This is a genomic window from Amycolatopsis roodepoortensis (genome assembly GCF_014873915.1).
Classification (GTDB): Bacteria; Actinomycetota; Actinomycetes; order Mycobacteriales; family Pseudonocardiaceae; genus Amycolatopsis; species Amycolatopsis roodepoortensis.
Genome location: NZ_JADBEJ010000005.1, coordinates 223,453 through 248,809 on the forward strand (window position 1 = coordinate 223,453; position 25,357 = coordinate 248,809).

The window sequence follows — 25,357 nt, forward strand, 5'->3', positions numbered from 1 at the left end:
TACCCGCGTGCCGGAGCGTCGAATCCCCTTTCCGCCTCAAGAGGTGACGGAGTCGATCAACCGGTTGTACCGCAGTCTCAGCGCGCGTTCGAGGGCGGAGAAGAAACCCGCCACCGTGAGGGTGACCTTCACCCATGAGGGCAGCAGCACCGGCGACGTGAACGTACCGACGTGCTCGGCGACGACGGGGATCTTCGTGACGGCCTCCGCGCCCTGGAGCAGGCCGACGGCGAGCGCGATCAGGAGGATCACGAGCGAGACCACGCCGACGGCGGCGCTGGTACGGGGAAACCGCCGTCCGAAACTCGCCCGCAATCCTTCCTGCGAACGAGGGTGAGGACGCAGCGACCGCTCGCCGCCGTGGTCGGGGACGAAGTGCATGCGTTTCAGCCCGACCGCGCTGGTCGCCACCTCGATGACACCTCCCGGCACGGGGAACGCCGCGGGAAGGTTGGACCGGAAGAGCTGGACACCGTCCCGGTACAGCGCGGCGGGGCTTCTCCCGACCGCGTCTTCGTGCTGTTTCCGGGTTTTGGCGTCGGCCAGGTAGCGGACGTCGACCGCGTAGACGTGTGCTTCGAGATCGAGGAAGAACAGCGAACGGGAGAAGAGCTGCCATCGGCGGTACTCGGCCAGCGCGGATCCGTCCCCGGCCCTGACCCTGGAGAGCTGCCACCGCCGGGTGAGTTTCTTGACCATGGTCAGGACGTCGCTTCCGGTGGGTTGAGGTCGAGCATGGCGTTCACGCGCTGCAGGACGTCCAGCTGCGCCGGGTTGTACAGATCGACCACGCCGTGGAGGACGACCGGCTTGGTGAGGGCCTTCCACGTCTTCGCGTCCAGCAATCCGGGCCGGGCTTCGTACTGCTCGCGGGCGATCGGCGCGAGGGACTCGGCGATGCGCTGCCGGGTCGCGTCGTCGGCGTCCGCGGGCAGTTCGTCGAAGTCGGTCTGGACGGCGGGCCGGGACGCCGGTTGGAGCGAGTGCAGCGTGGCCATCGTGGCCGGGTCCAGCACGGTCGAAAAGATCATCATCAGCGAGCGTTCCTCCTCCGGCATTCCCTCGACGTTGCCGTCGTAGCCGGGTGGCAGGTCCACCAGGCTGCGACGGCGCAGGATCAGGGCGAGTTCGTCGCGCATCCGCTGCTGCCGCTCGATACTCGCCCGCAGTTCCTCGTCCAGGGCGCGCAGCGTCTGCTCCGTGTGCTCGTCCGAGCCCGCCATCGCCGGGATTTCGGACAGCGGCACCCCCAGGTCCACCAGGCGCCGGATCCGCAGCAACCGGATCAAATGCTCGACCCGGTACCGCTTGTAACCGTTGTGCGCTCGTTCGGGCTCGTCGAGCAACCCGATCCGGTGGTAGTAGCGGACGGTCTTCAGCGTCGTGCCGGCCAGTTCCGCCAGCTCCCGTGTGCTCCAGGACATCTCCCGCATTGGACACCGTGCCCCGAGGGCACAGTCAAGCGGCTTGACCATGCCCCGAGGGCACGGTCTCGAATACGGCCCGTCGGTGATCACACCAAGTTCGGGGAGAGACGATGAGACGGAAACGAATTCTGGGACTGGCGGTGATCTTCGGCCTCATGGCGCCGCTGTTCACTGCGCCCGCCGGAGCGGCCGAACCCGCGCGGGGCCTGGCGTGGGCCGCGTGTCCCGAGGACGTGAAGGTGCCCGCGGACATCGTGCTGCAGTGCGCCACCGTGCCGGTGCCACTGGATTACCGGACGCCGGAGGGCGGGCGGATCGACATCATGATCTCCCGCCTGGCCAGCACGAAACCCGCGGCGCGGCGGGGCGTGCTCATGCTGAACCCCGGCGGCCCGGGCGGGCCAGGGCTGTCGTTCCCCGCGGATCTGGCCTCGCACGGCATGCCCGCGAGCGTCCTGGACGGCTACGACGTGATCGGGATGGACACCAGGGGCATCGGGCACTCGACTCCGGTGAGCTGCGGATTCACCGCGGAGCAGGAGTACCTGGGCAACATCCCGCCGTACGCGGTGGACGAGGCGGCCGTCGCCGAACAGGCGAAGATCGCGAAGGGGGTGGCCGCACAGTGCGCCGCCAACGACAAGGACGGCAGGCTGCGGCACATTTCGACGGCGAACATGGCGAGGGACCTCGACCGGATCCGGGCCGCGCTCGGCGAGGAGAAGACCAGTTTCCTGGGGTATTCGTACGGCTCCGCGCTCGGTGCGGCGTACGCGTCGATGTTCCCGGAGAGGTCCGACCGGGTGGTGCTCGACAGCAACATCGGCGACACCCACCTCGATCGTGACGGGCTGCGCCGATTCGGGCTCGGCGCCGAGGAGACCTTCCCGGACTTCGCGAAGTGGGTGGCGGCGCGGCACGAGTCGTACGGCCTCGGCCGCACCGCCGCCGATGTGCGCAGGACGTACTTCGAGCTCGCGGAGAAGCTCGACAAGACCGCGGTGAACGGCCTCGACGGCCGTTTGTTCCGACTGGCCACCTTCGCGGGGCTTTACGGGAAGACGCGGTACGGGCAGACGGCACAGTGGTCGCAGTCGGTCCGTGACGGCGACAAGGCCGCGGCGGAACGCGTCGCCACCGAAGCGAAGCGCCTGTCCCTGGCTGCCACGCCGGCGCCGGCGGACAACATGTGGTCGGTGTTCCTCGCTGTGACGTGCAACGACGTCGCGTGGCCATCGGACGTGCGTACCTACCAGCGCGGCGTGGCCGAAGACCGGGAGCGGTACCCGCTCTTCGGCGCCGCCGGCGCGAACATCTCGCCGTGCGCGTTCTGGCCCTACGCACCGGCCGAACCGCCGGTGGCGGTCAAGGACAAGGGACCGGAGAACGTGCTGGTCGTCCAGAACCGGCGAGACCCCGCGACCCCGCTGCGGGGCGGGCAGCTGCTCGACGAGAAGTTCGGTGCCCGGTCGCGGCTGGTGACCGTGGACGCCAGTGGTCACGGCGTATACGTCCTCGGTGGCAACGCCTGCGCGCTGAACACCACCACGAACTTCCTGCTGTCCGGGAAGCTGCCGAAACGCGACGTGTTCTGCTCCTGAGCAGGGGCTGAATCGGCCGGCCGCGTTCGCCTGGGTAACATCCGGGTATGAGCAAGCGCTTAGTCAGTCTCGGGGATTCCTTCACCGAGGGTGTCGGCGACGAAGACCCGTCGTCGCCCAACGGCGTCCGCGGCTGGGCCGATCGCGTCGCGAGCACCCTCGCGGCCAACCACAAGGACTTCCGTTACGCCAACCTCGCGATCCGCGGCAAGCTCCTCGGGCAGGTCATCACCGAGCAGCTCGACCCTGCGCTCGCGCTGAACCCGGATCTCGTGACGCTGTACGCCGGCGGCAACGACCTGATGCGGCCGAAGGTCGACATCGACGCCCTCCTCGACGACTACGACGTCGCCGTCGGCAAGGTCGTGGCCACCGGCGCGCGGGTCGTCCTCTTCACGGGGGTCGACGGGGTCGAAGACGCGTTGTTCCGCAGGATCCGGGGCCGCGTCGCGATCTACAACGAACACGTCCGCGGCATCGCGGCCCGGCACGGCGCGCTGCTGGTGGACATGTGGGCGATGCGGCAGCTGCGCGACAGGCGGCTGTGGGCGCCCGACCGCTTGCACCTGAACTCGTTGGGGCACAACGAGATCGCCATCGCCGTCCTCGACGCCCTTGGCGAACCGCACAAGCTGACGCCCGCCGAACTCGGCCCGCGACCGTTGCTGAGCCCGCAGGCGCGGCGCACCGAGAACCTCCAGTGGGGCAAGGAGCACGCTGTCCCGTGGGTCAAACGCAGGCTGCGTGGGGAATCCTCGGGCGACGCTCTCGCGCCGAAACGACCGACGATGGAGCCCTACGCCTGACGCGGCCGGAGCCCGTCGAAGAGGACGCAGATCGTCCGGGCCCGGAACTCGGGCCCGGCATGCTCCGCCGCCTTCGCCGTTCCGATGATCACCGCGATCAGTTCGTCGACGCCGATGTCCTTGCGGACGTCGCCGGTGTCCTGTGCCCTGCCGAGCAGTACGCCCAGCGCGTCCTTCAGGCGGACGCCGATGACCGACCCGGCCGACGGCACGGTGACGCCGGCCGCCGACAACGCTTCGAAATAGGCGTTCTTGGCACCCGCCATCTCGATCCAGCCGGTCAGGAATCCGAAGAACGTGGCGCCAGGGTCGGGTGATTCGACGGCCACCGTGGCCTCTGCTTCGTCGACGAAGCGGTGCAACCGCGCGAAGAGCACTGCCTCGAGGAGCGCTTCTTTCGTCGGAAAGTGGCGGAACACGGTGCCGACCCCGACGCCTGCTTCGCGGGCGACTTCTTCGGTCGGCGCGCTGGTGCCTTTGGCCGTGAAGACGCGCTCCGCGGCCTCCAACACCCGGGTGCGGTTACGGCGGGCATCGGCTCGGAGCGGTTTCTCGTCCGTCACAGCGGGGATCCTAGACCCGTTGTCGAGAGGCTAGGCCGTGTCCTGCAAGTCATGTTCGCGGTCTCCGCGCCCAGGCGCTCCCTGACGGCACGGGCGGGCTCGGCCGAGTACGACCCGGTACGAGGCCGACCCGCCCGCACCGTCAGGAACCACCTGGATCACGAAGCCCATCGAACAGACTTACAGGACACGGCCTAGTCCGGCATCTCGTCCAATACGCGCGCCAGCGCCCTCGGGACTCCGGTACGCCAGCCGCCGCCCATGATCCGGCGCGACATCCGCTGAAACTCGTCTTCGGGGTCGAAGCCCTCGTGGCTGAGGAACAGCCGCGTCCCACGGCCCTCCGGTTCGAGCCGCCAGGTGACCGTCCACTTCGGACCCCAGCTGATCCTGAGCAACCGCTCCGGCTCGACGGCCAGCACCTCGCAGTCGACCGGGCCGCCTGCGAAACCGGCGGCGGGGACAGGATCGGCGAGCAGCTGGAACCGATGTCCCACAACGGGTTCGATATCGTTCGGCATCCGAAGCCAGCGTTCCAGCAGCTGTGGTTCGGTCAGCGCGCGCCACACCTTGCGCGGCGGATGCGCCAGGAACTGGTCGACGTGAACGGCCGTCGGATCCTCGGCGTTCAGAAGTCCTCCTCGTCCAGCAGGTCGCGCAGGTCGCCCAGTTTGCCGCGCCAGTACCGCTCGTACGGCGAAAGCCAGTCGGAAACCACCCGCAGCGGCTCGGCCTCGAGCGAATATACGCGATTGCGGCCCTGCCTCTCTTCCCGGACGAGCCCGGCTTCACGCAGCACCCGAAGGTGTTCCGACAGGCTCGGCCGCCGCATGTCGAACCGTTCGGCGATCTCCCCCGCCGCCCGCGGGCCGTCGAGGAGGATGCCGAGAACTTCGCGGCGGGCCGGGTTGGCGAGCGCGGCGAAGACGTCGTCGTTGACCGGCACTAGCGCGGCCAGTTCCCGTAACCCGAGGGTTCGAGCAGGCCCATCGCGTTGCCGTCAGGGTCTTTCAAGGAGGTCACGCGGCCCCACGGCATCTCCTCCGCATCCCCGACCTCGACGCCTTGGGCGCGAAGCTCCGCGATGTCGGCGTCGACGTCGGTCGTGCTCAGCTGGAAGTGCACACGGATATCCGGGTCCAGGTCGCCGACAGCGCGGTCCACGAGGACGATTCCGGTGTCCGCGCCCTTGGGGCCGACCATGACGAACGGACCGTGCGGGCCACTGACGTCGACAAGCAGGTCGAAACCCAGCGTGCCGACGTAGAAGTCCCGCGCCTTCGCCTGGTCGGAGACCGGCACGGTGAGGAACTGGATGCGATCGATGTTCATGCCGAGACCATACGTAGGAGTTTTCCTACATGGCAAGCCTTACAACCTCGTCTTGAATGGAGGTCCAGGGTTCGTGACCAGCGACGCAAGAGCTTGAGTTCACCTATGGACGAACTTTTAGCGTCGTCCTCATGAGCGAAGAGATCACCACCCAGTCCCCCGTCCGCCTCGCCGTGATCATCGGCAGCGTCCGTCACGAGCGGTTCGCCGACGCCATCAGCGGCTGGCTGCTGTCCGAACTCGCCGCGATCGACGGCCTGGAGGTCGACCCGATCGACCTCGCCGACGTCGATCTCCCGCTGCAGGGAACGCGTCCCGGCGGGACCCGGACGGCGATCAGCGACAAGCTGCACGCGGCCGACGCCTACCTCGTCGTCACCCCGGAGTACAACCACAGCTTCCCGGCGGCGCTGAAGAACGCGATCGACTGGCACTTCAAGGAATGGGCGTACAAGCCCGTCGGGTTCGTCGGTTACGGCGCGGGTTCGGGCGGCATCCGCGCGATCGAGCAGCTGCGGCTGATCTTCCCCGAGCTGCGCGCGACCACGATTCGCGACGCGGTCCTGCTGAACGCGCCGTGGACCCGTCTCGGACCGAACGGATACGAGGGCACCGAAGGCGAACGCGGCGCACTGGCCGCGACGATGACCGAACTGACCTGGTGGGCCCGCACCCTGCGCGCCGGACGCGTCGCGGAGCAGGTGAGTGCGGCATGAACCGCCTGACCGCACAAGAACTCCGCATCGCGGCGGTGATCGCGCTCGGCGGATTGATGGCCGTTCTCGACACCACGATCGTCGCCGTCGCACTGCCGCGGTTCATGACGACCTTCTCCGCGTCGCTCACCACGATCCAGTGGATCGTGACCGCCTACGCACTCGGCATGGTCGCGGCGATGCCGCTCGCCGCTACTTTCGCGCAACGGTGGGGAGCGCGCCGCGTGTACCTGACCGCCCTGCTCGTGTTCACGGTGGCGTCCGCGGCCGCCGGGGCCGCCGGTGATCTGGGCTGGCTGATCGCCGCACGAGCCGTGCAGGGCCTCGCCGGTGGCCTGATCAACCCCTTGGGTATGACCATCGGCTTCGGCGCGGTGGCCCCGGAACGCCGCAGCCGGATGACCGCGATCACCGGGCTTCCCTTGCTGATCGGGCCGATCCTCGGCCCGATGCTCGGTGGCGTCCTGCTGGACAGCCTTTCGTGGCGGGCACTGTTCTTCATCACCGTTCCACCCGCTCTGCTCGCCGTCGTGGGCGTGCTTCGCTGGGTGCCCGCCGATACCCCGTCGGCGAAACGCGCTCCGATCGATTTCGCCGGCGGCCTGCTGCTCGTCCCCGGTGTGGTCGCGGTGGCGTACGGCTTCAGCGAGGAGACGCTCGGCATGGACGTCCGGTCGGGCATCGTCGCCGCCGGGCTGGTGCTCATGGCCGTGTTCATCCGAAGGTCGTGGAGCCATCACGCGCCGCTGCTGAACGTCCGGCTTCTGCGTGACCGGACATTCGGCCGCAACACCGCGGTCTTGGTCCTGTATGCCGCGCCGTATTTCGGCTCGATGCTGCTCATGCCCGCCTACATTCAGGTGATGCGCGGCGACTCGGCCCTGACCAGCGCGCTGATGATGGTCCCCGCAGCGATCGGGATGGGTATCACCATCCAGTTCGCCGCCCGTGTCCTGGAACGCTTCGGCCCGAGGATCGTCGTCGGGACGGGACTGAGCCTGGCGATCGTCTCGACCGCCCTGACGGCGCTCGTCCTCACGCCGGACACTCCATACCTGGTGCTGGGGATCTTGGGACTGGTCCAGGGAGCGGGCACCGGAGCGATCATGATGCCCACCATCGTGAGCGCGGGCCGCGAACTGCGCGGATCGGATCTCGCGTCCGGTTCCGCGATCCTTCCCTTGGCCAGCACCATCGCGAGCGCGGTCGGCACCGCGGCGGTGAGCGCGGTGTTCACCGGGCTGATCGCGGCCGCCACCGCCGGGCAGGGTCTCGCCGCGCTGAGCGATCCGGGCTCGGCACTCACCGGGGAGGTCGTCGACGCGTATCGTCTGACACTCGTCGGAGTCCTCGCGGTCATGGTGTTCGCCCTGGTGGTCAGGTTGCGGACACGGCCCGCCCCGGCGACGGAACCAGCCACGGTACGGAGCGCAGCATGACGACGTCGACACTCCCCCAGCTCGATGCCCGGCTGACCGTCAGCGAGGTCGCGAGCAAAGCCGGGGTCTCGGCCAACGCCGTCCGGTACTACGAGCGCTACCGCGTCATCACCGCGGAGCGGACCGCGGGCAACGCACGCCGGTTCACGATCGACGCCATCTGCCGCATCCGGCTCGCGGTCGCCGCCCAGCGGGTCGGGCTCAGCCTCGCCGAAAGCGCGGAGATCCTGGCCGAGATCCCGCCGATGTCCCCCGATCTCGAACTGTGGTCGCGGGCCGGGCAACGACTCATCGACGCCGGGCAGGCTCGTATCGCCGAGCTCGCGTCGGTGGTCGACGAGTACCGGACGCTCGAGTTCCTCAGGAGTTGAACGGTCCGTCCGCCGCGCTCGACCAGCGGAACACAGGACGGTTCTCGAGACCGGGGTAGGCCACGGCCATACCCCGGTCAGGGGACATGGACCACAGACGCGCGTCGGGTGAGGCGGCGTGATCCGCCCAGTCTGTCGACCAGGCTGGAATGTAACGCTCGTAGATGCGTCGGATCCGGGTCACATCTTTGACTTCAAGTCTCGCGGGGCCGGTCATGCGGACCTGTCGGACGTCATCGGGCGGGTCGAAGGTCGCGACCATGACAGCGACCTCTCGGTTGTCGCGGGCGGCGGCCAGGAACGGCGACGGCAGGCCGTCGGACACCGGGGTGTGGAACCACACCCGCCCTCCTCGGCCACGAACCACATCATCGCCAATGCCGGCTTCCCTCGCCCGGTGGTGGTGGCGACGCTGGCGGGTAGGAGCGGCTCGTCGAGAAAGTCTTGTACCGCGAGTATCGATCGGTCCATGACGTCACCCTGCAACCTCGACCGCAGTAGAGGTCCAGAAGTACGTGAAGGCCCCCTTCCTTACGTCTAGCGCAAGGAAGGGGGCCTTCACGTACTTCGAGGAGACAGTCACCGCTGCGGCGGCGGACCACCCTGCGGACCACCGAACGGCCCCTGCTGCGGGAACGGACCGCTGCCCGGCCCCTGCGACGGCGGTCCCTGGTACGGACCACCCTGCGGACCGGCGGGCGGCTGCGCCTGCGGCAACCGAGTGGCAGGCGGGGCCTGCGGCGGCTCCGGAGCGGCCTCCGGCTCGGGAGCCGGAGCAGCCTTGGGAACCTGACGCGGAGCGGGCGGCTCTTGCCGCGGCGTCGCGACACCCAACGCCGGGACCTCCTTGCGCGCCACGGCTTCCGCGGCCGCGACGGCCTCGGCGACCTTCGGGTCGCTGGAGGTGTCGAACCAGCCCTGGACCTCTTCGTCCTCCAGGTCCGGCTTCTCGACCGGGTCTTCCTTCGGCGGCTCGTAGCGGAACACGCCGTCGTCGCCGGGTGCGCCGAGCGCGCGGGCGAAGCCCTCCAGGGCCTTGCCGTAGTCGCTCGGGATCATCCAGACCTTGTTCGCGTCGCCCTGCGCCAGCTGCGGCAGGGTCTGCAGGTACTGGTACGCCAGGACCTCGGGCGTGGGACGTCCGGCCTTGATCGCCGCGAAGACCTTCTCGATCGCCTTCGCCTGACCCTGTGCCTGCAGGTACCGTGCGGCACGTTCACCCTGCGCGCGCAGGATCCGCGACTGCCGCTCGGCCTCCGCGCTCAGGATCGCGGCCTGCTTGGCACCTTCGGCCGCGAGGATCTGGCTCTGCTTCTGGCCTTCCGCGGTCTTGATCGCCGATTCACGCTGACCTTCGGCGGTCAGGATCATCGCGCGCTTCTCACGGTCGGCACGCATCTGCTTCTCCATCGAATCCTGGATGGAGGGCGGCGGGTCGATCGCCTTCAGCTCGACCCGGGCGACGCGGATGCCCCAGCGGCCGGTGGCCTCGTCGAGCACACCGCGCAGCTGGCTGTTGATCGAGTCACGCGAGGTCAGGGTCTGTTCCAGGCTCATGCCACCGACGACGTTACGCAGGGTCGTGGTGGTCAGCTGCTCGACACCGACGATGTAGTTCGAGATCTCGTAGACCGCGGCGCGCGAGTCGGTGACCTGGAAGTACACGACCGTGTCGATGGAAACCGTCAGGTTGTCCTCGGTGATCACGGGCTGCGGAGGGAACGAGACGACCTGCTCGCGGAGGTCGATCCGCGCCCGGACCTTGTCCAGGAAGGGCACCAGAAACGTCAGGCCGGGAGAAGCCACCGTCCGGAACCGGCCCAGCCGTTCGATCACAGCGGACTGCGCCTGTGGCACCACCATGATCGCCTTGACCACGACGACGACCACGAACAACGCGAGCAGTCCGACGACGATGAACACCACTGTCTCTGACAACTACCTTCCCCTTACGTAGAAACCCTGTTGCGGTGCGGCCGTCCGGCTCACAGCTCGGCCGAGACGACCGCCGTGGCGCCCGAGATCTCGACGACCGTCACCGATGTCCCCGGGGCGATCGGTTCCCCATGGGTCATGCTCCGTGCCGACCAGACGTCGCCTGCCAGCTTCACCTGGCCGGCATCGCCGTCCACTGTGGACACTACTACCGCCCGCGCGCCGATCAGCGCGTCGGTGTTGGTCTTGATGTCCGGCCCCGCGAGGAACCGGCGTTTGAGGGTCGGCCGGACGAGGACGAGCATCCCGACCGAGGCGACGGCGAACACCGCGACGTCGATGAAGGGGTTCCCGGTCAGTGCGGCCGATCCCGCCCCGAACAGAGCTCCGACGCCGACCATGAGCAGGAACAGATCACCCGAGAGCAGCTCGGCGATGATCAAGAGGATGCCGGCGATCAGCCAGATGAGAGCGCCTGTCATGCGTTCATGCTCCCAGATCGCGCCGATTCATACCGAAGAAGCGAAACCGACGTGACCGACGCGTGACCTTGAGTGACCTCGCGCAAACCGGGCATTCAGGACTCTTCATCCGGGTCCGAGACGAAGTCGATGAGCCGTTCCACCGCTCCGATCAGCGGCGTTTCCAGATCCCGGTAGCTGCCGACCGCCGCCAGGATCCGCTGCCAGCCCTCCCACGGCTCGCCCCAGCCGAGCGCGTCGCAAACGCCCTCTTTCCACTCCGTGCCGCGCGGGATCTTCGGCCAGGCCCGGATGCCGACGACCGACGGCTTCACGGCCTCCCAGATGTCGATGTACGGATGGCCGGTGATCAGCACGTTCTCGTCGCGGATCGCGTCGACGATCCGCGACTCCTTGCTGCCGGAGACCAGGTGGTCCACCAGCACGCCGAGGCGGCGGCCGGGCCCGGTGCCGAACTCGTCGATGCGGTCGGACAGCACATCCACCCCATCGAGTGGTTCCACCACCACGCCTTCGACTCGCAGGTCGTGTCCCCAGACCCGTTCGACGAGTTCGGCGTCGTGCTTGCCCTCCACCCAGATCCGCGAATCGCGGGCGACCCGGGCCTTGAGCCCCTGGACCTGGACCGACCCGGACGCCGAGATCCGCCGTGCCGGGGCTTTCGGCGCGGCCTTCGCCGGCACCAGCGTCACCGGCTTGCCTTCGAGCAGGAACCCCGCGGGGTTCAGCGGGAACACGCGGTGCTTGCCGTGCCGGTCTTCGAGGACGACGTTGCCGTACTCGATCTTCACCACGGCACCGCAGTAGCCGCTGGCCGGGTCCTCGACCACGAGCCCCGGCTCAGCGGGCACCTCGGGGATCTTCCGCTTGCGCGGGCCGGACAACACGTCGTCGTACGAATGGGAGCGCACGGCGCCCGACGCTATCGGTGCCGAGTGGCGACGTCTTCCCGCCACGCCGGTCAGGCGGCCATCCAGCGCCCTGCCGACGTCGATCGGAGACTCGGGTTCACCTACAGAATGACAGCATCGCGTCGACGAACGGAGTCCGCTCGCCCCGCTCCAGCGGGCGCATCACGAACAGCGGCGCGAGCGCGACACACCACGCGCGCACTCGTCCGGCGTCGAAACCCGGCAGATGCGGGGCGATCGCGTCGAAGCCGTCTTCGAGAGTTCCACCTGCCCGCATCGGCAAGGTGACCCAGTCGGCCAGATCGAACGACGGGTCACCGACACTCGGGCGCGGGTCGATCGCGACCGCTCCCCGCCCGGGCCCGCCGTCGAGGACGTTGCCCGGATGCAGGTCCCCGTGGACGATTGCGTTCCCCTCCCCGCCGGTCGCGAGTTCGAGGGCCCGCAACCGCGCGCGATCGAGGGTCTCCAGCGAGAGCGTGGCCTCGGCCACCGAGCCGCGCAGCCCGCGCTCGGCCAGCTCGTACATGAACACGACACGGTCTTCCAGCGGCGGGAAATCCGACGGCGGGGTCACCGAGTGGATCTGGGCCATGAGGTCACCGACCTCGGTCCACGGGACGTCCGCCCCCGCCTCCATCAGCTCCGTGCCAGGCTCGATGCCCTCCAGCAGGATCGCCCCGGCGGCGAGTTCCGTGTCGAGCACCTGCACGACCCGCGAGCAGCCGTCCCACGCCCTCAGGGCGGCGGCTTCCGATTCGGCGATCGTGCGATCCGGCGTCAGTTTGAGGACCTTCTTCAGTCCGTCGGGCCCGGTACAGATCAAGGTCCGGCCAGAGTTGCCCGGTTTGGCGTCGACGACGGTGAGACCCCACCGTGCGGCCAGCCGCTCCACGAGGGCGGGCAGCTCGTCGCACCACGTCGCGACGTCCGCGCCGAACCGCTTGACCAGACGCGCACGCGCCTCGTCGTCGATCAGAACAACGGCCATGGGATGGCCCGCCAGTCGTCGCCGGGCTCCGGGAAGACACCTTCCGCCAGAAGGAGTTCGGTACGTTCGGCCAGCGCGCGGATCTCGAAACCGGTGAGGTGCTCGCCCAGCGCTTCACCGAGCTCTCCGTCCAGCTTCTCGCGAAGGCCGCGGAGCTTGCCGACCTCGGCGTCGGTCAGCCGCTCGCCGATCCAGCCCCAGAGCACCGTCCGCAACTTCGGATCGGTGTGCAGGCAGATCCCGTGATCAACGCCGTAGATCCGCCCGTCGGCGCCGGCGAGCACGTGACCACCCTTGCGGTCGGTGTTGTTGACCACGATGTCGAGCACGGCCAGCTCCCGCATGCCCTGCCGGTCCGCGTGGGCGAGCACCGCGGGCTCGCCGTCGCGATCGTGCGCGTGGAGCACGACACGCCAGTCTTCCGGCAGGCTCTCCGGTGACCTGACGTCGACGAGTTCCTCGTCGGTGGTCTCGATCCACAGCTGCACCATGCCCGGCCCGAACGGCCCGTCGCGCAGCACCGTCGGCGGGATCGCGCCGAGCCCGGAGGCGTCGGCGACCATGGCCGTCGCGACCTCGCGGCCCGCGAGCGTCCCGTCCGGGAAGTCCCACAACGGCCGCTCACCGGAAACCGGCTTGTACACGACGTTCCCGGTGACGCCGTCGAGCTCGATCGTGCAGAACAGCGTGACGTTGGAGGCGTCGACGAGCCTGCCTTCGACGTCGATCTTGCCGCGCGTCACCAGCTCCCGCGAAGACTCCTCCACCTCGTCAGTCCTCGAGGACGTCGACGTCGCGCCGGTACCCGTTCTGGCGCGGGCAGATGTGGCCCGCCGGGTCGAGCGGTTCCGCGCACAGCGGGCACGGCTTGCGGCCGGCGTTGACCACCCGGTCCGCCCGCTCCGCGAACGCCCGCGCCGCACCGGGGCTCAGGAAGACGCGCACGGCGTCCGGCCCCTCTTCGGTGTCGTCCAGAACGACCGTTTCGTCCACCTCGCCCTCCGTCATCGCGAGCAGCTCGATGACGACGGCACTGCTTTCGGCGTCCCAGCCGAGCCCCATCGTGCCGACGCGGAACTCCTCCTCGACCGGGACGGTCAGGGGGTCGACGTCGAGGAGCTCGTCGGGCGCGTCGTCCGGTACGTCCGCGCCGAACCGGCTGGCGACCTCTTCCAGCAGCGAGCTGAGCCTTTCGGCCAGCACCACCACCTGCTGTTTTTCGATCGTCACACTGATCGTGCGGACGTCCTCGGACGCCTGGAGGTAGAACGTGCGGTCGCCGGGCTCACCGACGGTTCCTGCGACGAACCGGTCGGGCTGGCGGAAGACGTGGATTACGCGAGACATGGCACCTTCGACCCTAGGCCACGGCCCCATGATCGGCATCCGCCGCCCCAAGGTTAAGCCCAGGGCGAAACCGCCGCGCCCCGGGCCGTCACGGGCAAAGGGCCGAACCTAGTCTGCAACCGTGGTTGAGATCGCCCCTTACGGCACCTGGACGTCTCCCCTGTCGGCCGCCGCTGTCGCGGCCTCGGGAGTCAGCGCGCAATGGCTCGATACCGTCGGAAACGAGGTCTGGTGGGCCGAAGCGAGAACCGGTGAAGGCGGTCGCGTCACCCTCGTGCGGTCCCGCGCCGACGGCACGGTCGAAGACGTCCTCCCCGCTCCCTGGAGCGTCCGGAACCGGGTCCACGAATACGGCGGCAGGCCCTGGCTCGTCCTCGGCGACGTCCTGGTCTTCACCCACTGGGCGGATCAGCGCGTCTACCGCCGCGACCTGACCACCGGCGAGACGACACCGCTGACCCCGGAACCGGCGACCCGGCACGGGATCCGCTACAGCGACCTGCGGCCCGGTCTCCCCGGCGAGGTGTGGCTGGTCCGCGAGCGCAGCACCGGACCCCGGCGCGTCGACATCGCCCGCGATCTCATCGCGGTACCCCTCGACGGCGGCCCGGAACGCGTCCTTACGGCGAGCCACCACTTCCTCACCGCGCCACAGCTCTCGCCGGACGCCACGCGCGCGGCGTGGATCGGCTGGAACCACCCCGCGATGCCTTGGGACGGCACCGAACTGTGCGTCGCCGAACTCGGCGAGGACGGGACGTTCGGGCCGCACCGGGTGCTCGCCGGTGCGGCCGACGTCTCCGTCTGCCAGGCCGATTGGGAGTCGGCGGACAGCCTGCTGGCCTTGCTCGACCCGGGCGGCTGGTGGAACCTGCACCGCGTCGGGCTCGACGGCGGCGTCGAGAACCTGGCCCCGGTCGAACAGGAGATCGGCGGCGCGCAGTGGAAGCTCGGCACGCGCTGGTTCACTCCGCTCAGCGACGGCAGGTTCGCCGTCATCGCGTCGGGCAGGCTCGCCATCCTCGACGAAGCGACGCGGGAAGTGACCCCGGTGGCGGCCGCCGCCGAGCTGACCGCGTGGTCCACCAACGGTTTCGCCGTCCACGAAGGCGGCATCGTCGGCGTCGCGGCGGGACCGAAGCGCGAAGGTGCCGTCGTGAAGGTCGGTCTCGACGGCGGGACGGTGACCGAACTCGCGTCAGCACCTGAACCGCCGTCACCCGCCTACCTGTCGACGCCCGAGGAACGGATCTTCAAGACCGACGACGGCGACCGGATCCCCGCCTTCGTCTACCTCCCCGCGAACGCCGACTTCGCCGCGCCGGACGGCGAACTGCCACCGCTGCTCGTCTACCCGCACGGTGGCCCGACCGGCCGGGACAGCGCGGTGCTCGATTACGAGATCGCCTACTTCACCAGCCGCGGGATCGCCGTCGTCACCGTGAACTACGGCGGCTCCACCGGCTACGGACGTGTTTATCGCGAGCGGCTGCGGGAACAGTGGGGCGTGGTCGACGTCGCCGACTGCGTCACCGTCGCCGAAGCCCTCGCCGCCGAAGGCACCGTCGACGGCGACAGGCTGGCCATCCGCGGCGGCAGCGCGGGCGGGTACACCTCCGCCGCCTCGCTGACCACCACCACGACCTACCGCGCGGGCACCGTGATGTACCCAATCCTCGACCTCACGCAGTGGACCGGCGACGGCGGCGAGACACACGACTTCGAATCCCGCTACCTCGACGGGCTGGTCGGACCGCTGCCGGAGGCCGCACAGCGCTACCGGGACCGGTCGCCGATCAACAACGCGGGCACCCTCGCCGGTCCTTTGCTGTTCCTGCAGGGGCTGGAGGACGAGATCTGCCCGCCCGAGCAGGCGGACCGGTTCGTGGCCGGCCTGGAGGGACGCGGCATCGAGCACGCCTACCTGAGGTTCGAGGGCGAGCAGCACGGTTTCCGGAAGGCGGAGACGATCGTGGCCGCGCTCGAAGCGGAGTTGTCGTTCTACGGTCAGATCCTCGGCTTCGAGACGCCTGGTGTGCCGAAGCTCCGGCTGAGCCGGTGAGGCCGCCGAAGACGCGGCCGGGTGACACCATCGCCTTGGTCGCCCCGGCGGGGCCGGTCCCGCCGGACCTCGTCGAGAAGGCGCTGCCGGTGCTCCGCGGCTGGGGCGTCGAGGTCCACGTCGGCGAGTGCGTCCGCGCGACCTCCGCCGGTTACCTGTCGGCTTCCGACGAGGCACGGGCCGCCGAATTCACCCGCGCCTGGCTGGACCCGGGAGTCACCTGCGTTCTCGCCGCCCGTGGCGGCTACGGCTCGCAGCGGATGCTCGACCTGCTCGACTGGACGGCGCTGCGGGCGGCCGGGCCCAAGATGTTCGGCGGATCGAGCGACGTCACCGCGCTGCACCGGGCGGTGAACGTCCACATGGGACTGGAGACGCTGTTCTCCCCCATGCCCGCGACCACCCTGTTCGACGCGGTGGCCGCCGAACATCTGCGGCTGTCGTTGTTCGAACCGGACAGCGTGCGGCTGATCGCCTCACCGACGTCGTCGCCACTGGTGCCGGGCACCGCGACCGGAACGCTCATCGGCGGCAACCTCGCCCTCGTCGCGGCAGGCCTCGGCACACCCGAACAGGGCTCGGGACGTGAGGCGCTCGTCCTGCTGGAGGACGTCACCGAAAGCCCCTACCGGATCGACCGGATGCTGACCCAGCTGCTGCGTTCCGGCTGGCTCGACGGCGTTCGAGGGTTCGTGCTGGGCTCGTGGAAGTCCTGCGGTGATCCGGAGGCGATCCAAGCCCTGATGCTCGACCGCCTCGGCCCGCTCGGCGTCCCGATCGCCTGGAATTTCGGTGTCGGGCACGTCCCGGCGTCGCCGACCATCCCCCTCGGCGCGCGGGCCACCCTCGACGCCGATGCGGGCACACTGCTGGTTTTGCCATAACGGCAACAGGACTTGCGGAACCCGCCGGAACGGAGGCATCTTGCGGTCATGGATGCCACACAGCAGTTCTGGGAAGACTTCTACCGGGACAAGGATCAGGTCTGGAGCGGGAACGCGAACCCGATCCTGGTGAACGAGGTCGCCGCGCTCACGCCGGGGACGGCGCTCGACCTCGGCTGCGGCGAGGGCGGCGACGCCATCTGGCTGACACAGCAGGGCTGGCGAGTGACCGCCGTCGACATCTCGGACGTCGCGCTCCAGCGCGCCGCCGCACACGCGGCCGAGGCCGGCGTCGAGGGCATCGTCTGGGAGCGCCACGACCTGGCGAAGTCGTTCCCGGAGGGGCACTTCGACCTCGTCTCCGCACAGTTCTTCCACTCCCCCGTCGCGGACGACGGCGAGCGGGACAAGGCGCTCCGCCGCGCCGCGGAAGCCGTCGCGCCGGGCGGCACGCTGGTGGTCGCGGGCCACGCGGGCTGGCCGACGTGGATGGAGGAGCCGCCGCACAAGGACGTCCACTTCCCGACCACCGCCGAGGTACTCGAATCGCTGGCACTGGCCGACGGCGAGTGGACGGTGGAACGACAGGAGCTGATCACCCGCGACTTCCCGGGGCCGGACGGCCAGCAGGGAACGCGTTCGGACAACGTGCTCCGCGTGCGCCGCTCGGGATAGGTACCGTCACGGCATGCGGATGACGCCTGCCGAAGCCCGGTCACGGTTCGAAGGCGAGCGGATAGCGAGGCTGGCGACGACGGGTTCGGACGGCGTGCCCCATGTCGTGCCGGTGACGTTCGTTCTCGAAGGCGACTCGGTGGCGTTCGCGATCGACCACAAACCCAAGAGCACGACGGCGTTGCGGCGATTGAGGAACATCGCCGAGAACCCTGTGGTCAGCTTCCTGACCGACCACTACGACGAGGACTGGGCCGGACTGTGGTGGGCGCGGGCCGACGGCGTCGCCCGCGTGCTGACCGATCCCGTCGAACAGGCGCTACCGGCGCGGCTGCTGCGGGAGAAGTATCCGCAGTATGAGGCGCAGCCCCCTCCGCACGCCGTGGTCACCACACTCGTTCACTCATGGAGCGGGTGGCGCGCTTCCTGAGCTTTTTGGCCTTGTTGCCGTTCTACGGCAACAAGGCCCGTCGCCACGCCGTATAGGTCGTTATACACATTGGTGACGGGCAGAAGTACGTGAAGGCCCCCTTCATTGCGCTAGACGCAATGAAGGGGGCCTTCACGTACTGAAAAATCAGGACCGAGGAGCCTCGGCCGGCAGGAACTGCTCCACCGGCTTCCCCCGCCAAGCGGCGATGATCCCGAGTGGGTCCGGCCGCAGCAGCGACGCGGCCGCGTACACGCTCGCCGCGACGACGCCGGCCATGAACCACCAGTCGTACAGCGCCTGCTCCCCCGTCGGGTAGTAGACCAGCGTCACGAACACCGACACCGCGACGACGACCGCGAGGTTCCGGCGCCGCCATTCGAAGGCCGACAGGACCACGAAACCCCAGGTCAGGTACCACGGCAGCGAGGGCGGCGGGACGATCGCGCCGGCCAGCAGCACGATCGCCATCCGGTGGATCGCCGGGTAGCCGCCGTCGCGGGCGAGCCACCACTGCCAGCCGGCGAAGACGAACAGGCCGACCATCGCGATCGCCCGGAAGACGGTGACGAACGGCGAGACCTCGACGTCGATCACCAGGTTCACCAGTGAGTAGAAGATCTCGCCGATCCCGGTCGGGAAGTTCATCCAGTTCGCGATCAGCGTCGGCGCCTTGAGACCGGTCAGCCAGCCGAGGTTGACCGAGCCGAGCGACAGCCACGTGCCCGCGACGAACACCGGCAGGAAGATCCCGACCGACGCGGCGCCAGCGCGGAAGAAGTTGACCACCTTCCGGTCGCCGGGCAGGTGGTTCGCCCACACCCAGACCAGGAACGGCAGCGCCCACGCCGCGGTGGGTTTGATCAGCATGCCGATGGTGACCAGGACGATCGCGACGACGTGCTTGCGCTCCAGCGCGGCCAGCACGCCGACGGTGAGGAAGCCCAGCATCAGCAGGTCGTTGTGCGGTCCGCCGACGAGGTGGATCACCGTCATCGGGCTGGCGATGGCGAGCCACAACGTGATCGGCAGCTTGCCGCCGAGGTGCTTGACCAGCCGCGGCAGCGACCACAGCATCCCGATCAGGCCGATCATCAGCACCAGCCGGGTCGCGATGACCCCGGCGATCATGTCGTTGCCGGTGACCGAGACGATCGCCTTGGCGACCAGCAGGAACAGCGGGCCGTACGGCGCGGGCGTGGTCTGCCACAGCGGATGGACGTTCTGCACGACGTCCGGCAGCACCGACAGCTCGGCCGGGCCGTTGGCGTACGGGTCGAGCCCGTTGAGCAGCTGCGCGCCCTGCGCGAGGTAGGAGAAGACGTCGCGCGTGAACAGCGGCGGCGAGACCAGCAGCGGCGCCATCCAGCAGGCGGCGGCGATGACGATCGGGCGGCTGCCGATGCGGCCCGCGAGCGCGTAGCGGCCCAGCCGTACCCACGCCCAGATGATCAGCGCGAAGCCCGTGTAGAGCACGACGTTGGCGAGGATGCGGCCGTGGCCGTAGCGGATCCACGACAGCGGTCCGTGCCCCAGGATCGGGTCACGGACGAGAGTGCCGCCGGCACCGAGCGCCGCCAGCATCAGCAGCGTGCTGCCGATGGTTCCCATCGCGATGGTGCGGTACGGGAACCGGGAAGGCACCCGGAGCCGCTCGCCGAGGGAACCGGCCGAGGGCGTCTGCTGGGGGTCTGTCGTGGTCGCCATTTCGAGATTGGAGGTTACACACCGCGCCTGTGCGAGTGCGCGGCAATGGGTGTTTCCCGCGCCGTTCCACCGGGCAACGCGGCCAGCAGCGACTTCGTGTAGTCGTGCTTCGGGTCCAGCAGGACCTCTTCCACGGTACCCACTTCCACCAGCTCGCCGCGATACATCACGGCGACCCGGTCGGCGATGTTCCAGGCCAGCCCGAGGTCGTGCGTGATCACCAGCCCAGCGAGCCCCAGTTCACGCCGCAAGCGCAGCAACAGCGCGAGGATCTCCCCGCGCACCGACGCGTCGAGCGAGGCCACCGGTTCGTCGGCGACGATCACGCCGGGATCCAGCGCGAGCGCGCCCGCGATGACGACCCGCTGCCGTTGCCCGCCGGACAGCTCGTGCGGGAGCCGGTCGAGGAACTTCGCCGCGGGCCGCAGTTCGGCCGCTTCGAGCGCCTTCGTGACGATCTCGTGCTCGTTCGCGCCCATTCCGTGGATGCGGGGGCCTTCCGCGACGGCCTCGTACACCGTGTGGTTCGGGTTCAGCGCGCTCGTCGGATCCTGCAGCACCAGCTGGACCTGACGCCGGTACGCCTTGAGCCCGGCACCACCGAGCGGGACCGGCTTGCCGTCGTACCGCACCGCGCCGGAGTCGGGTTTCTGCAGGCCCAGCAGCGTCCGGGCGAGGGTCGTCTTGCCGGAGCCGGACTGGCCGACGAGCGCGACGATCTCGTCCTTCCGCACCTGGAGGCTCACCCCGGCGACCGCGTTGATCCGCTTGCCGGTGCGGTCGCGGAAGCTGACGCGCAGGTCCTCGGCTTCCAGCAACGCGGGCTGGTCGGCACTGCGTTCCGGTTCGGGCGGCAGCGGCGTGCTGGTCGCGGGCGCGAAGCGGGACACCGGGTCGCCGACGGTCGGGAACGCGGCCGCCAGCGCCTTGCTGTGCTCGTGCTGCGGCGCGCTCATCAGCTCGGCGCTCGGCCGTTCCTCGACGATCTCGCCGTCGTACATCACCGCGATCCGACGACAGGTGGCGGCCAGCACCGACAGGTCATGACTGATCATGATCAGCCCGATCCCCTGCTCGGCGACCAGCCTGCCCAGCAGGTCGAGCACCTGCGCCTGGACGACGACGTCGAGCGCGGTCGTCGGCTCGTCCGCGATGATCAGCCGCGGCGAACAGGCGAGCGCCATCGCGATCATGACGCGCTGCTTCTGGCCACCGGACAGCTCGTGCGGGTACGCGCCGGCACGGCCCGGCGGAAGGTCGACCTGTTCGAGCAGTTCCTTGACCTTGGCCTGGATCTCGGCGTCCGAAAGCGCCTTGCCACCGGGCGGGTGCAGCCGGATCGGCTCGGCGATCTGCTCGCCGATCTTCCGCACCGGGTTGAGCGCGTGCATCGCGCCCTGGAAGACGACCGAGGCCTCGGCCCAGCGCACCGCGCGCAGCCTGCCCCATTTCATGGCCGTGACGTCTTCGCCGTCCAGCAGGATCTCCCCGCTGACCTTCGCCGACCGCGGGAGCAGCCGCAGCACGCTCATCGCGACCGTCGACTTCCCCGACCCCGACTCCCCCGCCACTCCGAGGGTGTCGCCGGGTTCGAGCACGAGATCGACGCCGCGGACGGCGGCGACCTCGCCGCCGCCGGTGGCGTAGGTGACGCCGAGGTTCTTCAGTTCCAGCAAGGGGCTCATGAGTGCTGTCCCTTCAGGCGCGGGTTCAGCACGGTTTCCAGCGCGCGTCCGACGAGGGTGAAGGCGAGGACGACCACGACGATCGCGACACCCGGAGGCAGCAGGTTCCACCAGGCGCCCTTGCTGATCGCGCCGTTGTTCAAGGCGGTCTGCAGCATGGCTCCCCAGGAGACGGTGTTCGGGTTGCCGACGCCGAGGAATGCCAGCGTCGCGTCCGCGATGACCGCGTTGCCCACGACGAGCGTGGTGTTGGCCAGTACGAGCGGCATGACACCGGGAAGGACGTGCTTGCCGACGATGTGCAGGTGCCCGCCGCCGAGCGCTTTCGCTCGCTCGATGTACGGGCGGCCCTCGATCGTGAGGGTCTGCGCGCGGACCAGACGCGCGGTACTGGGCCAGGCGGTGACGCCGATCGCGATGATCACCGTCATCGTCCCCTGATCCAGCACCGAGGCGAGCGCCACGGCCAGGACGAGCGACGGCAGCACCAGGAAGAAGTCCGTGAACCGCAGCAGGAGCCCGGACAGCCAGCCGCCGAAATGCGCGGCCGCGATCCCGATGACGGTGCCGATCAGCACCGAGAGGAACGCCGCCGAGAAGCCGGTGAGCAGCGAGATCCGCGCCCCCCAGAACGTCATCAGCAGCACCGAACGGCCGTCGATGTCGGTGCCCAGCCAGAATTCCCCGCTGGGCGGGTCCAGGGAAGTGCCTTCGGCCTTGGTGACGTCGAGACCGGACTCGTCCGAGATCACCGGCGCGAGGATGGCCAGCAGCGTGAGGACACCGAGGAAGGCCAGCCCGAAGACGCCCGCCTTGTTCGTCGTGAACTCGTGCCAGCGCTTCGCCACGGCCTCACGGCGGCGGCGCCAGACGATCGAACCGGGTTTTTCCGCTGTGGTCATGCCGTCCGCACCCTGGGGTCGAGCACGCGGTAGAGCAACTCCGCGAGCAGGTTCATCAGCACCACCGCACCCGCGAGGGTGACGAAGACTCCTTGCAGGACAGGCAGATCAGGCCCGCGGAGCGCTTCGTAGAGCAGCTGCCCGAGCCCCGGCCAGCTGAACACGGCCTCAACCGAGACCGCGCCCGAGACAACCATGCCGAACTGCATGAAGACCAGCGTCACCGTCGGGAGCAGGGCGTTGGGCACGGCGTGCCGCTTGCGGACGAGGTCGTCGCGCAGGCCCTTGGCCCGCGCGGTGGTGAGGTAGTCCGAATTCATCTCGCCGATCAGGGACGACCGCATGACCAGCATGTACTGCGCGTAGAACACCACCAGCAGGGTCACGCACGGCAGCACCAGATGGTGCAGCACGTCGAGCCCTTCGCTGAAGAAGCCCGGCTCGACGTCCGGGGAATGCATGCCCCGGCTGGGGAAGAGGCCGTTGGTGGCCACCAGCAGCATGAGGCCGAGCCAGAACTGCGGAACCGACCAGAGCGTCAGCGCGATCCCGGTCTGGACCTTGTCGAACCTGCTCCCCCGGCGCCAGCCCGCGCGGACGCCGAGCCACAGGCCGAGCGCGACGGCGAGCACGGTCGCGCTGCCGACCAGCAGGATCGTCGGCCACAACCGCTCACCGACCATGTCGAACACCGGACGCCGCTGCAGGTACGAGACGCCCATATCGCCCTGGAGCAGGCCGACGACGTAGTCCCAGAACTGTTGCAGCAAGGGCTTGTCCACGCCCATCTGCGCGCGCAGTTCCGCCATCATCTTCGGATCGGTCGGCCGGTCGCGGACCATGAACCGCACGGGGTCGCCGGGCAGCGTCCGGAACAGGAAGAACCCCAGCACGACGACGAGCGCGAGGCTCGCCAGCGCGCCGCCGATCTTGGAGAGCACGAACCGGGCGGTGCCGGTCCCGCCCCGGCGCTCTTCGGGATCACCGAGCGCCGGGGGCTTTTCGAGGGAACTGAGTGCTTCGGTCAACGCGCTCTTACTCCCGGTCGTCCGCCGACTTGCCGCGCCGCCCGAGCAGCACGCCGCCACCGACGAGCACCACGAGCACGACCGCGCCGATGCCGATCCACAGGCCTGTGTTGCTGCTTTCCTCGGCACCCGCGGCGGCCGCGTCGGCCGGGGTGGCGCCGTAGACGCCCCAGTAGCCGGACTGCTCGAGGATCGCGCCGTCGGGCTGCGGCTGCTTGGTGAACGAGGAGAACTTGTCCGACCGGTAGGCCTCGAGCACGTTGTCGTAGTCGAGGACGACGTCGACGTACTCACCGGCCAGCACGGCCTGCGCCTGCTTGACGAGCTCGGCGCGCTTCGCCGGGTCGAACTCGGTCAGCTGCTTCTTGTACAGGTCTTCGTAGCGCGGGTCGCAGAAGAACGTCGCCGAGCTGCCGCCGTTGCCCTCGGCGTTCGGACGGCCGGCGCAGGTGTTGAGACTGAGGGCGTAGTCCGGGTCGGGCGAGGTGCCGTAGCCGGAGATCGCGAGATCGTAGTTGCCCGCGGTGGTGCGGTCGTCCAGTTCGTCGTCGGAGACGAGTTCCTGCTTGACCCCGATGCCGACGTCCTTGAGCCAGCCGCTGACGAACTGCGCGACCCGCTGGTCGAACGGCCGGTTCGCGTGACCGGCGAGCCGGAACTCCAGCTTCGCGCCGCCGGGAGCCACGCGGATGCCGTCCGCTCCCTTGGCGTAACCCGCCTGGTCGAGGGTGGCGTTCGCGGCCGCGATGTCGAACTTGGTCTTCTCGGCGTCCGACGGGGACCAGGTGTAGGCCTTGTAGATGGCGGGCACGACACCGGTTCCGGGCTGGCCGTAGCCGTTCATCACCTTGTCCACGATGGTCTTGGTGTCGACGGCCTGCGCGATCGCCTTGCGGACGCGGATGTCCTTCAGGATCGGGTTGCCGTCACCGATCGGCTGGTCGAGGACGTTCTTGACGCCGAAGTTGATGATGAGCTCGTTGTACCGGCGGCCCGGCGCCTTGTTCGTGGTGATGTTCTTCTCGCCTTTGAGCGCGTCGAACTGGGTCGGCGTGAGCCGGTTGATGACGTCGACCTCGCCCTGCTTCAGCGCGTTGACCGCGGCCTCGGCGTCCTTGAACTGCAGCAGCTGCAGTTCGTCGACCTTGGGCGCTCCGCGCCAGTAGTCCTTGTTCGCCTTGAACTTCACGAACTCGTTCTTCTTGTACTCGGTCAGCAGGTACGGCCCGCTGCCGACACCGACGACGGAGATGTCGTCGGTCGAAGGGTCGTTGAGATCCTTGATCGGCTCCCAGATGTGCTTCGGCACGATCGGGACGTCGAGCGAGGTCATACTCGACTGCGGGGCCTTGGTCTTGATGACGAGCGTCTTATCGTCCGGCGCCGAAACCGAGGCGAAGTTGGTGACGTAGCTGCCGTTCGCGGTTCGGGCGTTCTCGTCGTCGAGCATCCGCTGGAAGGTGTACGCGGGGTCCTGCGCGGTGATCGGCTTGCCGTCGGACCACTTCATCCCCTGGCGGATGGTGAAGGTCCAGGTGAGTTTGTCGTCGGAGGTCTTCCACGACTCGGCGATCCCGCCCGTGGGCTGGGTGTCCTCGGCCGAGGGCAGGGTCAGGAACTCGTAGTTGAACCGGCCGACCTGTGTCGACGCCGCCAGCTGGGCGGTGAAGGGGTTCAGGTGGTCGATGCCGGTCGTGAGCGCCACCCGGAGCACCTTGCCCTGCTGCTGCGCCGCCGCGGCGGGCACGAAAGGCACCGTCGCGACCGCCGAAGCGGCGAGGACCGCGACCACGCGAAGACCGCGCCGTCGCCTGGGAAAACGCTCTGTGCGCACGAAGACCACCCCATCGAAACTCGCTGTAACCCAACCCCCAAGGCGGAAAAGTAACCACATGTCGCGGTAACCGCGCAATGACTCGCCAATACCGATCGTGCACAGCGGATGCCGTCGCGTGGTCGGCGGCTACTTTACGTCTCCCGAGCGTCGCCCTGCGTCACCGCTTCGGCGCGCGAACCGGCGAGACGTGCGGTGTCCTGGGTATTCAAGGGAAGCGGGCTTGCAG

At 69.0% G+C, this 25,357-nt stretch carries 27 protein-coding genes; 9 read left to right on the top strand and 18 right to left on the bottom strand.

What is annotated here, in order from left to right:
* Window positions 1-36: 36 nt before the first annotated feature.
* A complete protein-coding gene (locus H4W30_RS20490; RefSeq protein ID WP_192744351.1) occupies window positions 37-699 on the bottom strand; it encodes a hypothetical protein in 663 nt (220 codons plus the stop codon).
* A 2-nt stretch (window positions 700-701) separates the two neighbouring features.
* Entirely contained in the window at window positions 702-1,424 is a 723-nt protein-coding gene (locus tag H4W30_RS20495) for a helix-turn-helix domain-containing protein (protein WP_192744352.1), read from the bottom strand.
* A gap of 113 nt (window positions 1,425-1,537) precedes the next feature.
* Here H4W30_RS20495 and H4W30_RS20500 point away from each other — a divergent pair, with 113 nt between their 5' ends.
* On the top strand, window positions 1,538-3,028 hold the full coding sequence (locus tag H4W30_RS20500; RefSeq protein WP_225949792.1) for an alpha/beta hydrolase: 1,491 nt from the start codon (window positions 1,538-1,540) through the stop codon (window positions 3,026-3,028).
* A 47-nt stretch (window positions 3,029-3,075) separates the two neighbouring features.
* The gene (locus H4W30_RS20505) at window positions 3,076-3,834 is read left to right on the top strand and encodes an SGNH/GDSL hydrolase family protein (protein ID WP_192744353.1); all 759 of its coding nucleotides are present in this window, start codon (window positions 3,076-3,078) and stop codon (window positions 3,832-3,834) included.
* On the opposite strand, the gene H4W30_RS20510 is transcribed toward H4W30_RS20505, so the two are convergent.
* From H4W30_RS20510 to H4W30_RS20525, 4 genes are all read right to left on the bottom strand, one after another.
* Entirely contained in the window at window positions 3,825-4,397 is a 573-nt protein-coding gene (locus H4W30_RS20510; protein ID WP_192744354.1) for a TetR/AcrR family transcriptional regulator, read from the bottom strand. The two genes, H4W30_RS20505 and H4W30_RS20510, sit on opposite strands and share 10 nt — an antisense overlap.
* Before the next feature lie 194 nt (window positions 4,398-4,591).
* The gene (locus H4W30_RS20515; protein WP_318780729.1) at window positions 4,592-5,143 is read right to left on the bottom strand and encodes an SRPBCC family protein; all 552 of its coding nucleotides are present in this window, start codon (window positions 5,141-5,143) and stop codon (window positions 4,592-4,594) included.
* Window positions 5,026-5,343, bottom strand: coding sequence for a metalloregulator ArsR/SmtB family transcription factor (locus tag H4W30_RS20520; protein ID WP_192744355.1), 318 nt, complete (start codon window positions 5,341-5,343; stop codon window positions 5,026-5,028). The genes H4W30_RS20515 and H4W30_RS20520 overlap by 118 nt, the downstream gene beginning before the upstream one ends.
* A complete protein-coding gene (locus H4W30_RS20525; protein ID WP_192744356.1) occupies window positions 5,343-5,729 on the bottom strand; it encodes a VOC family protein in 387 nt (128 codons plus the stop codon). The genes H4W30_RS20520 and H4W30_RS20525 overlap by 1 nt, the downstream gene beginning before the upstream one ends.
* A gap of 131 nt (window positions 5,730-5,860) precedes the next feature.
* Here H4W30_RS20525 and H4W30_RS20530 point away from each other — a divergent pair, with 131 nt between their 5' ends.
* From H4W30_RS20530 to H4W30_RS20540, 3 genes are read left to right on the top strand one after another with little or no spacing between them, the layout of a single operon-like run.
* Window positions 5,861-6,445, top strand: a complete 585-nt coding sequence (locus H4W30_RS20530; protein WP_192744357.1) for an NADPH-dependent FMN reductase — start codon at window positions 5,861-5,863, stop codon at window positions 6,443-6,445.
* Complete coding sequence (locus H4W30_RS20535) at window positions 6,442-7,884, top strand: DHA2 family efflux MFS transporter permease subunit (protein WP_192744358.1); 1,443 nt, start codon at window positions 6,442-6,444, stop codon at window positions 7,882-7,884. Before H4W30_RS20530 ends, H4W30_RS20535 begins: the two co-directional genes overlap by 4 nt.
* Window positions 7,881-8,255 (top strand): MerR family transcriptional regulator, encoded by a 375-nt coding sequence (locus tag H4W30_RS20540; RefSeq protein WP_192744359.1) that lies wholly within the window; start codon window positions 7,881-7,883, stop codon window positions 8,253-8,255. Before H4W30_RS20535 ends, H4W30_RS20540 begins: the two co-directional genes overlap by 4 nt.
* Here H4W30_RS20540 and H4W30_RS20545 read toward each other — a convergent pair.
* From H4W30_RS20545 to H4W30_RS20575, 7 genes are all read right to left on the bottom strand, one after another.
* Window positions 8,245-8,598 carry a hypothetical protein gene (locus tag H4W30_RS20545; protein ID WP_225949793.1) on the bottom strand — a complete coding sequence of 118 codons (354 nt, stop codon included), beginning with the start codon at window positions 8,596-8,598 and terminating at the stop codon, window positions 8,245-8,247. The genes H4W30_RS20540 and H4W30_RS20545 overlap by 11 nt on opposite strands.
* Before the next feature lie 236 nt (window positions 8,599-8,834).
* Complete coding sequence (locus H4W30_RS20550; RefSeq protein ID WP_185927112.1) at window positions 8,835-10,181, bottom strand: SPFH domain-containing protein; 1,347 nt, start codon at window positions 10,179-10,181, stop codon at window positions 8,835-8,837.
* A 59-nt stretch (window positions 10,182-10,240) separates the two neighbouring features.
* Window positions 10,241-10,672 carry an NfeD family protein gene (locus H4W30_RS20555; RefSeq protein ID WP_126732925.1) on the bottom strand — a complete coding sequence of 144 codons (432 nt, stop codon included), beginning with the start codon at window positions 10,670-10,672 and terminating at the stop codon, window positions 10,241-10,243.
* A 95-nt stretch (window positions 10,673-10,767) separates the two neighbouring features.
* On the bottom strand, window positions 10,768-11,583 hold the full coding sequence (locus H4W30_RS20560; RefSeq protein WP_192744360.1) for a DUF3097 domain-containing protein: 816 nt from the start codon (window positions 11,581-11,583) through the stop codon (window positions 10,768-10,770).
* Between the two features lie 97 nt (window positions 11,584-11,680).
* A complete protein-coding gene (locus H4W30_RS20565; protein ID WP_192744361.1) occupies window positions 11,681-12,574 on the bottom strand; it encodes an aminoglycoside phosphotransferase family protein in 894 nt (297 codons plus the stop codon).
* Entirely contained in the window at window positions 12,559-13,341 is a 783-nt protein-coding gene (locus H4W30_RS20570; RefSeq protein ID WP_192744362.1) for an SCO1664 family protein, read from the bottom strand. Before H4W30_RS20570 ends, H4W30_RS20565 begins: the two co-directional genes overlap by 16 nt.
* A 4-nt stretch (window positions 13,342-13,345) precedes the next feature.
* Window positions 13,346-13,921 (bottom strand): DUF3090 domain-containing protein, encoded by a 576-nt coding sequence (locus H4W30_RS20575; protein WP_126732921.1) that lies wholly within the window; start codon window positions 13,919-13,921, stop codon window positions 13,346-13,348.
* A 121-nt stretch (window positions 13,922-14,042) separates the two neighbouring features.
* Here H4W30_RS20575 and H4W30_RS20580 point away from each other — a divergent pair, with 121 nt between their 5' ends.
* Genes H4W30_RS20580 through H4W30_RS20595 form a run of 4 tightly spaced genes read left to right on the top strand, consistent with a single transcriptional unit; the run spans window position 14,043 to window position 17,972 of the window.
* Window positions 14,043-15,983 (top strand): S9 family peptidase, encoded by a 1,941-nt coding sequence (locus H4W30_RS20580; RefSeq protein WP_192744363.1) that lies wholly within the window; start codon window positions 14,043-14,045, stop codon window positions 15,981-15,983.
* Window positions 15,980-16,867, top strand: a complete 888-nt coding sequence (locus tag H4W30_RS20585) for a S66 peptidase family protein (RefSeq protein WP_192744364.1) — start codon at window positions 15,980-15,982, stop codon at window positions 16,865-16,867. Before H4W30_RS20580 ends, H4W30_RS20585 begins: the two co-directional genes overlap by 4 nt.
* A gap of 48 nt (window positions 16,868-16,915) precedes the next feature.
* Window positions 16,916-17,542: a class I SAM-dependent methyltransferase gene (locus tag H4W30_RS20590; protein ID WP_192744365.1), complete on the top strand. Its 627-nt coding sequence runs from the start codon at window positions 16,916-16,918 to the stop codon at window positions 17,540-17,542.
* 13 nt (window positions 17,543-17,555) lie between these two features.
* Window positions 17,556-17,972, top strand: a complete 417-nt coding sequence (locus tag H4W30_RS20595; RefSeq protein ID WP_192744366.1) for a TIGR03668 family PPOX class F420-dependent oxidoreductase — start codon at window positions 17,556-17,558, stop codon at window positions 17,970-17,972.
* Window positions 17,973-18,119: 147 nt separating this feature from the next.
* On the opposite strand, the gene mptB is transcribed toward H4W30_RS20595, so the two are convergent.
* Genes mptB through H4W30_RS20620 form a run of 5 tightly spaced genes read right to left on the bottom strand, consistent with a single transcriptional unit; the run spans window position 18,120 to window position 25,086 of the window.
* Window positions 18,120-19,679 (bottom strand): polyprenol phosphomannose-dependent alpha 1,6 mannosyltransferase MptB, encoded by a 1,560-nt coding sequence (gene mptB / locus H4W30_RS20600; RefSeq protein ID WP_192744367.1) that lies wholly within the window; start codon window positions 19,677-19,679, stop codon window positions 18,120-18,122.
* A 14-nt stretch (window positions 19,680-19,693) separates the two neighbouring features.
* Window positions 19,694-21,364, bottom strand: coding sequence for a nickel ABC transporter ATP-binding protein NikE (gene nikE, locus H4W30_RS20605; RefSeq protein ID WP_192744368.1), 1,671 nt, complete (start codon window positions 21,362-21,364; stop codon window positions 19,694-19,696).
* Window positions 21,361-22,266, bottom strand: coding sequence for an ABC transporter permease (locus H4W30_RS20610; RefSeq protein ID WP_126732914.1), 906 nt, complete (start codon window positions 22,264-22,266; stop codon window positions 21,361-21,363). Before H4W30_RS20610 ends, nikE begins: the two co-directional genes overlap by 4 nt.
* Window positions 22,263-23,294, bottom strand: coding sequence for an ABC transporter permease (locus tag H4W30_RS20615; protein WP_192744369.1), 1,032 nt, complete (start codon window positions 23,292-23,294; stop codon window positions 22,263-22,265). Before H4W30_RS20615 ends, H4W30_RS20610 begins: the two co-directional genes overlap by 4 nt.
* Window positions 23,295-23,301: 7 nt before the next feature.
* Complete coding sequence (locus H4W30_RS20620; protein ID WP_192746735.1) at window positions 23,302-25,086, bottom strand: ABC transporter substrate-binding protein; 1,785 nt, start codon at window positions 25,084-25,086, stop codon at window positions 23,302-23,304.
* Window positions 25,087-25,357 lie beyond the last annotated feature (271 nt).

Coding starts and splice junctions, on each gene's coding strand:
- H4W30_RS20490 (WP_192744351.1), bottom strand. CDS start 699: ATGGTCAAGAAACTCACCCGGCGGTGGCAGCTCTCCAGGGTCAGGGCC.
- H4W30_RS20495 (WP_192744352.1), bottom strand. CDS start 1,424: ATGTCCTGGAGCACACGGGAGCTGGCGGAACTGGCCGGCACGACGCTG.
- H4W30_RS20500 (WP_225949792.1), top strand. CDS start 1,538: ATGAGACGGAAACGAATTCTGGGACTGGCGGTGATCTTCGGCCTCATG.
- H4W30_RS20505 (WP_192744353.1), top strand. CDS start 3,076: ATGAGCAAGCGCTTAGTCAGTCTCGGGGATTCCTTCACCGAGGGTGTC.
- H4W30_RS20525 (WP_192744356.1), bottom strand. CDS start 5,729: ATGAACATCGATCGCATCCAGTTCCTCACCGTGCCGGTCTCCGACCAG.
- H4W30_RS20530 (WP_192744357.1), top strand. CDS start 5,861: ATGAGCGAAGAGATCACCACCCAGTCCCCCGTCCGCCTCGCCGTGATC.
- H4W30_RS20535 (WP_192744358.1), top strand. CDS start 6,442: ATGAACCGCCTGACCGCACAAGAACTCCGCATCGCGGCGGTGATCGCG.
- H4W30_RS20540 (WP_192744359.1), top strand. CDS start 7,881: ATGACGACGTCGACACTCCCCCAGCTCGATGCCCGGCTGACCGTCAGC.
- H4W30_RS20555 (WP_126732925.1), bottom strand. CDS start 10,672: ATGACAGGCGCTCTCATCTGGCTGATCGCCGGCATCCTCTTGATCATC.
- H4W30_RS20565 (WP_192744361.1), bottom strand. CDS start 12,574: ATGGCCGTTGTTCTGATCGACGACGAGGCGCGTGCGCGTCTGGTCAAG.
- H4W30_RS20575 (WP_126732921.1), bottom strand. CDS start 13,921: ATGTCTCGCGTAATCCACGTCTTCCGCCAGCCCGACCGGTTCGTCGCA.
- H4W30_RS20590 (WP_192744365.1), top strand. CDS start 16,916: ATGGATGCCACACAGCAGTTCTGGGAAGACTTCTACCGGGACAAGGAT.
- H4W30_RS20595 (WP_192744366.1), top strand. CDS start 17,556: ATGCGGATGACGCCTGCCGAAGCCCGGTCACGGTTCGAAGGCGAGCGG.
- mptB (WP_192744367.1), bottom strand. CDS start 19,679: ATGGCGACCACGACAGACCCCCAGCAGACGCCCTCGGCCGGTTCCCTC.
- nikE (WP_192744368.1), bottom strand. CDS start 21,364: ATGAGCCCCTTGCTGGAACTGAAGAACCTCGGCGTCACCTACGCCACC.
- H4W30_RS20610 (WP_126732914.1), bottom strand. CDS start 22,266: ATGACCACAGCGGAAAAACCCGGTTCGATCGTCTGGCGCCGCCGCCGT.